A 1,361-nucleotide genomic window follows, 5' to 3' on the forward strand; every position below is an offset into this window, starting at 1 on the left:
AAGCCGTTCTAAGGTATTTGAATGGCAATGAAAGCTTCAAAACAATCGCTCAATCAATCGGGGCTGATGATAAAATTATTCGAGTTTGGAAGAAACAATATGAACATAACGGTGTAGAAGCGTTTATAAAACGATATACAAACTACACCCCACAGTTTAAACTAGATGTACTAAACTTCATGATTGAAAACGGTACGTCCTTCAATGAAACAGCGGCTATTTTTGGTATAGCAGCTCCATCCACGATTCTACAGTGGCGAAAACAGTTTGAAACAAAAGGATTCGATGCCCTTCAATCAAAGAAAAAGGGGCGTCCATCTATGAAAAAAGAAACGAGTAAACAACCAAAACCAACACCAGTAGAAGGCTCACCTGAAGCACTTCAAGCAGAAATCAACCATCTACGTATGGAAAACGATTATTTAAAAAAGTTGAACGCCTTAGTTCAAGCAAAGGAAAAATCACCAAAGAAGACAAAGTAAGAGTCATCTATGAATTAAGGCATAAGTACTCGGTGAAGGCGCTTGTGGCATTCGCAGAAATTCCACGTAGCACGTACTATGATTTAGTAAAAAAGATGAATCGACCAGATCCAGATGCCAAGCTAAAAGAGGACATTCAATCCATTTATGAGGAACACGAAGGCCGTTATGGGTATCGTCGTATTCGCGATGAGCTAGCAAATCGTGGACAAAAAGTGAATCATAAGAAGGTTCAACGCATCATGAAAGAACTTGGTTTAAAGTGTGTAGTGCGTATGAAAAAATATAAGTCTTATAAAGGAACAGTCGGTAAAATTGCGCCGAATATTTTAGATCGCAACTTTACGGCTGAAGCCCCGAATGAGAAGTGGGTAACGGATATTACGGAGTTTAAATTATTTGGTGAAAAGTTCTATCTATCGCCTGTTTTAGACTTATTTAATGGCGAAATTATCACGTATACAATCGGTTCTAGACCAACGTATTCTTTAGTTTCAGAGATGTTGGAGAAAGCGTTAGAACGATTACCTGAGGAACACCAGCTACTGATGCATTCCGATCAAGGCTGGCATTATCAAATGAAACAATATCGCCATACGCTCCAATCACGAGGCATTGTGCAAAGTATGTCACGTAAAGGCAACTGTTACGATAATTCTGTCATGGAGAACTTCTTTGGCATCATGAAGTCTGAATTCCTCTACTTAAAGGAATTTGAAAGTGTGGAGCATTTTAAAAAGGAACTTGAAAATTATATACACTATTACAACACGAAACGCATGAAGGCAAAATTAAAAATGAGTCCGGTGCAGTACCGAACTCATTTTAACCAAGCTGCCTAAATGAAATAACCGTGTCTAACTTTTAGGGGTCACTTCA

1 protein-coding gene is annotated in these 1,361 nt (G+C 38.5%); it reads left to right on the plus strand.

All coding sequences use genetic code 11. The features are described from left to right. Positions 1 to 1,324, plus strand: a protein-coding gene (locus G470_RS14325) for an IS3 family transposase (protein WP_156908100.1) whose coding sequence is annotated in 2 segments (ribosomal slippage) — positions 1 to 423 and positions 423 to 1,324 — 1,325 coding nt annotated over the 2 segments. Because the reading frame shifts where the segments join, the coding sequence is not laid out codon by codon here. This gene is flagged as partial in the annotation. Positions 1,325 to 1,361: the final 37 nt, after the last annotated feature.

The sequence above is a fragment of the Atopococcus tabaci DSM 17538 genome, from assembly GCF_000429585.1.
Taxonomy (GTDB): domain Bacteria; phylum Bacillota; class Bacilli; order Lactobacillales; family Carnobacteriaceae_A; genus Atopococcus; species Atopococcus tabaci.